Consider the following 5,856-nt stretch of genomic DNA (forward strand, 5'->3'; position numbering starts at 1 on the left):
AAAGCTCAGGAACTGGATGACCTGCAGCAGGTCCTTCCAGGCGCCGTCGATGTCCTTCTGGGAGGCGTCGAGCTGCTTTTCAATCTCCTGTGCGTTCTTCAGAGCGGCGTCAAACTTCTTCTGTACGGTGGGGACCGCCGCCGAGTATTCTTCGCCGCCGTTCAGCGCTTCCGCCGCTGTCAGCACGGTGCGGAGAATCTGCTTGTTGACTACGGTGAACGCCACGTCGTATTTGGCTGCCGCCGGGAGTCCGTCGATGGTCATGGTGTAGGAATCCGCGGTGAAGTCCTTCTGTGCCTCGCCGTTGACGGAGACGCCCGCGAACGTTCTGCCTTCCACCGCCGGGAGGAAGGTCAGGGTGGTTTTGCTGTCCGGAGTGAGTTCCGCTTTGTAGCTGCCGGTCAGGTTCGCCAGTTTCTGCTCTTCATCGTTTACATACAGGGATGCCTGCTTGCCGCTGTAGTTGACTTCCAGGGTTTTCGGGCTGGGTTTGACGCTGTTCACGAATCTGGCGTCTGCGAAGTCTACAACTACGCTGCTGTTATCCATTTCCGCAATGAGAACCAGCGTTTTGGCGTTGCCGGGCAGTTCCTTATCAATGCCGATTGCCGCGGAGGTGCCTGTCATCCAGCCGGTGCGGGGGAGAATGGATACCGTACTGCCGTCTGTTGTGACAACGTCGATCTGCAAAGCTGCCCAGTTGGGCGTAACCGTATCCACACCGGCTACCGCTTTGAAACGTTCGTATCCCATTCCCTCGATCGGGATTTCCACCTGCATCACCCTGCGGGACTCATAGGTAGCGTCCGGATGCTGCATGGAGAGGCCTTTTTCATACGATGTGGTTTTGCCGTTGTAGTTCAGGGAAAGCGCTTTGTTGAATACGGTATGATCCGCAGTCAGGTTTCCGCCGCCGGTGCGGACCCAGCTGCTCTGGTCGAAATCACTCACATAGACAGCGTCCACCAGAGTAAAGTGAATGGTATAGGTCTTTGTTTCTCCGGAAAGCGCAGCCTTTACAGTAGCAGTGTCGCCTTCGACAGAAATTTCCACCGGGATGCTGGACATCGCGGTGGTCGCCGTAACCTTCGGCGTGCCGGCGTTTGCGTTAATCTCCATGGTGTATTCCGTATTCATGGGATCGAAGCCCGGGAGAGAAACGCCGTTGACCTGGATGTCAGTGATCGGGTAAGCGACAGTGCTGGGCTGTACGGCAACCTTGCTGCCAGCCATTTTATCTGTGCTGCCCGTCACAGGGGAGATGCGGAACGCGTGGGTGTACGTTTTGTCGGTGTCCAGGCGATACGGATCCAACGGCACATGTCCAAAGAAGGCGGTGTTGCTTACGCCGCGCTGCTTATAGTCGATGCACCAGATGGTATCCTCGCGCATAGTCACCTGGTAAGGATGGCGGAAGGCGCTGCCGGAGTTGTAAGGATGGCTGTCCAGCGCCGGGTTGAGTTCCTCCGCGGTGTAGTGCTGTGCAGAGGTCTCCATGGTTCCGTCCGCCGTGACCATCAGGCCCGTGCCGGTTTCATCCGTCAGGGAGGTCCAGCGCACGTCGGTGTGGTTGCCGTTTTCCTGCGGTTTCATGCACTTGTACTCAAACTGCTCGTCAACGGTGCTGTTGTACACGCCGAGCTTGTAGCCGGTGCTGCGGTCGCAGTAGTTTTCCTCAGGGCCGCGGCCGTAGTATTCCAGGCTTTCAAAGCCCTTTGCAACCTGCATGCGCATGCCGACCTTCGGCAGTGCGGGCTGGTTGTTGTCGCCCGGGGCAAAATTGCTGTGCGGCAGCAGCTGGTTGCTGACAACGATTTCGCCGTTGCTGTAAATATCGTAAGTGACGTAGTTGGAAGCGTCCACCAGCAGGTCTTCGGATATGGAAACGGAAATACACTTGTTATTTTCGTTCTTCCGCACCGTAACTTCTATATTCTGCATGGTGTCCTCCGCATTGCGGAGCTCGGTCGGGAAGGAATTGGTGATGTCGTTATAGATCTGCGCTCTCCAATAACTGGGAACCGGGCCCTTTTCCAGGACAGTGGTTCCATCCAGGGAATAGTTGGTGATGACGCCGGTCTCCTTATTGAGTGCAATGGAGAATTTCTGGCCGGCGGTGGTGACGCCTTCCAGATGCAGTTCTGTTTCGTTTTCTGTAACCTGGTCAAATTCCTGCATGGCGGAGAGGTCTATACCCGCCATCGCGCCCGTCTCATAGGAGAGCGGGATCTGCTCAAAGGCCAATTCATCGCCAGCTTTGGCCCAGGTGGTATCCTCGCGGTAGCGCACGCTGAATTCCAGGATGTAGTCCGAGCCGGCCTTGGGGGTGAATTCCGGCAGCTCGAGCTGGACGGTGGTTTCCGAGGTCGGCGCTAGGGAGAGCTCGATGATCTGTTCCTCGCCGATTGTTTCTGTATCTTCTGTCAGCTTCCAGACAATGTCGTACTGGTCCAGATCGGTGTTTTCAAACTCGTTGACAACACGGATTTTACCGTCGACAGGGTTCCCCTCGCTATAGAAGTTGACCTGCTGGTGCACCTTGCGGACTTCCACAACTTTTGCGCTGGGCGAGCGATCCGCGTAGATAAGGCCGTTTGCGCAGAATGCGTCCGCATTGGAATAGCGGTCGATCCAGTCGCCGCCATAGCCCCAATAGGAGTTGCCCAGCTTATCCTCCAGCCAGTCGTAATTGGTTTCGTGGGTTTCTACCTCTTCGCCTGCAAAGTCGAGCCAGTAGACGACGTCTGCGTCGTCATTCGTGCGGCTATCCGATTGCAGCTCTTCCACAGTCAATGCTTTTTGATAAATGCGGACGCTGTCGATTGCGCCGCTGAAAACACGGTCTGAGGAAGCGGAGTCCAGGCCGACCGTCAGTGCGGTGTTGGCGCTGTCAAACGGGGCGGAAGCGGTGGTGAATTTTGCACCGGTGTTCTCCAGCTCCTTGCCGTCCCAGTAGAAATGCAGGCTCTTGTCCGCCGCACATACGCCGGCTAACTGGTGCCAGCTGCCATCCGCAAAGTCTTCCGGCAGCCCAGCTGTTGTTGCGGTTCCGGTTGCCCAGCCGTCCACAAATAGTTCAAAATAGGGCGTGCCGCCTCTGCTGTTGACTTTCAGGCCCAGGCCGTTGTCGCCGGTGGAGATAAAGCCTTCGTCCCTGCCAGAGGGGATGCGGTCGGTCTTGATCCAGACCTCCATCGTGAGGGCGTCGCCCTTCGCCTTCAAATTGCTGCCGCGATTTACCGTCAGGTAGCCGCCCTGAATGGCCTGAGTGTCGTTGCGTCCGTCCACCCACGATGTTCCGGCGCTGAGGGACGCTTCAGTCCCGGTGTTGACGTCCTGAATGGTATACGTGGTCTGGTTTTCCGGGAGCGGCGTGGTGACCGACTGGTCAACCCAGTCCCAGATAAAGCCGCCCTGGAGGTTCGGGTACTCGCGCACCAGATCCCAGAATTCTTTGAAGCCGCCCAGCGCCTGTCCCATGGCGTGCGCGTATTCCTGCTGCATGTAGGGCATTTTGTAATCCGGATTGTTCGCATAGCTTTCCACCGCGCTCTGCGTGGGATACTGCGTGCTGTGAACGTCCACAATGTTCTTGCGGCGCTGCTCCATATCCATGGGATCGGCGCCCTCATCCTTCTGGTAGCGGTGGTAGTAGTTGTCGGATTCGCGCTCATACATTCTCAGGCGGCTGGGGTCGCGATCCAGTACGCGCTGGGAACTGACCCAGAAGCAATAGTTCTCATTGTAGTCGTGCTTTGTATAGGTCGCTTCGTTGCCCAGAGACCACATAACAATGGAGGGGTGGTTCTTGTAGAGTTCCAGCATATTGTCCGTGCGGTCCACGACCGTTGCAACCCATTTTTTGCTGCCGGAGGGGATGACCTGGGTGTTGTCCTGATATTCATTGGTGTAACCGCCGTAGTGAGACTCAATGTTTGCCTCGCAGCAGATAAACAGCCCCATCTCGTCCGCCAGCTCGTAGAGCAGCTTGTCGTTCGGATAGTGAGAGGTTCGGACGGAATTGACGTTATACTGCTTCATCATCATCAAGTCTTGGAGAATGTCGTCCCGCGTGACAGCACGGCCTGTTTCAATATTGGTGTCGTGCCGGTTGGTGCCGCGGAAGACGGCCTTTTCGCCGGTGATCTGCATTTGTTCCTGTCCGTCCTCGTTGATGTTCACCTTATAGATTTCACGGAAGCCGACGCGCTGCACAGCCGTCTCAATGACATTGCCCTCGTCGTCCTTCAGTTCGATCAGCAGCTTGTAAAGGTTCGGCGTGTCCGGAAACCACTTGTCCGGATTGTCCACCCGCATGGAACCTGTGACAGTCTTACCAGTGCCCGCTACTTTTTCCAGGAAGGCCTCCGGCGTCTGCTCCGTGCTGGCTTCCGTCGCCTCGATATGTACCGGACCGAGCGTTGTGCTTTCGATCTCCGTGTCGTCCATATTGAGCAGCGTCGCCTCGACGCTGTAATCGCCGGCTTCCGCATTGTGCAGGCCGCGCACGTCGACGTCCAGTTCCAGTGTGGCGTCGCTGTTTTTATCCGCGCGGTCGTCCAGCGCGGTGCGGACGAAGAAGTCGCGGATTTCAACGTCGTCTTTTGAATAGAGGTAGACGTCGCGGAAGATGCCGCTCATATTGATGTAGTCCTGGTTTTCCAGATAACTGCCAATGGACCAGCGATATACTTTCAGCGCGATGGTGTTTTCTTCCCCCGGCGCATTTAAATACGGAGTGATGTTAAAATCGTGCGCGGTGTAGCTGTCCGTCGTATAGCCCACATACTGCCCGTTGACATAGAGGTAATAAGCGGAGCACACGCTCTGGAACGAAACAAAGATTTCCCTGCCGTCCCAATCTTCAGGTGTGGTGAATGCAGTGCGGTAAAAGCCTACCGGATTGTATTGGGTTGGCGCCTGCGGGTCACGGTAATTAATTTTCTGCCAGGAGCCGTTCTCCAGCACGATGGATCCCCAGGGATAGATGCTGTTGGTGTACATCGGCTCGTCAAAATATTTAAAATTGCCGTCCTCATCCTTGTAGGTCTGCCATGCCTGCGGTACGAACTCCGGCGTAAAATCTTGTGCCGCCTGCTCGTCCAGCGTTTCTGCCAGGTAAGCTGCGTCCTTCTGGTCCGCTTCCTCCGGTGTTTTCACCAAGGCGAAGTCCCAGTCTTTGCCGCTCAGCAGCTGGTAATAGGCGGAGATCTGCGCGTCTTCGTCCAGCGCGGACGCCTCATTTTCCAGAGCGAGCGAGCGGTCTTCGTAGGGAATAAACTGCGCGTGGGAGGGTTCCCGGTTGACGCCCGGGATTTCAATCCCTTTGTACCATTCCGTGTGTTCCCCTGTGGGGACATACGCTTCGGCAGCCTTCGGCGTGCTTGCCGCAAAAGCCGGCAGACATGTGCTGGCGGCCATCGCGGCGGCCATTAAGAGAGCAAGTGCAGATCGAAACGGCCGGTTCCTTTTTGCTTCCATTTTCTTCTCCTCCTTCAAAAAATTGGATAAATCTTCGTGCATATTTAATCTATGCGAATTAATTATAAAATACAAAGTGTTCCAAAAGTGTTCCACAAAATGTAAAAAATTCGCCAATTTGCTCTCTGCTTCCAATAAAAAAGAGAAAAACACCTTGGCAAACGCCGAGGTGTTTTTCTTTGTAATAAAATATCTGAAGAAGAAGGAAGGACTTGTTTTTACATTAGTACCGGTACAGCGGCCGGGTTGTAAATCCCCGGTCAGATCACTGCAGTGATTTTTTCAATCCTCCGGTATATTTTCAGCCAATGGTGACCGCACAATGCTTCACAGGGTTCTGTCCGGGCAGAGTGGTGTACACGCCGGAACTCTGGC

The 5,856-nt window shown here is 55.4% G+C and carries 1 protein-coding gene; it reads right to left on the reverse strand.

Annotated features, from left to right (window positions below; translation table 11 throughout):
* The coding region (locus I4V53_RS13775) for a glycoside hydrolase family 2 TIM barrel-domain containing protein (RefSeq protein WP_195986270.1) at positions 1–5,481 on the reverse strand (5,481 nt) is incomplete at its 3' end.
* Between the last annotated feature and the right edge of the window lie 375 nt (positions 5,482–5,856).

This window comes from Clostridium sp. D33t1_170424_F3 (assembly GCF_015667585.1).
Classification (GTDB): domain Bacteria; phylum Bacillota; class Clostridia; order Oscillospirales; family Acutalibacteraceae; genus Anaeromassilibacillus.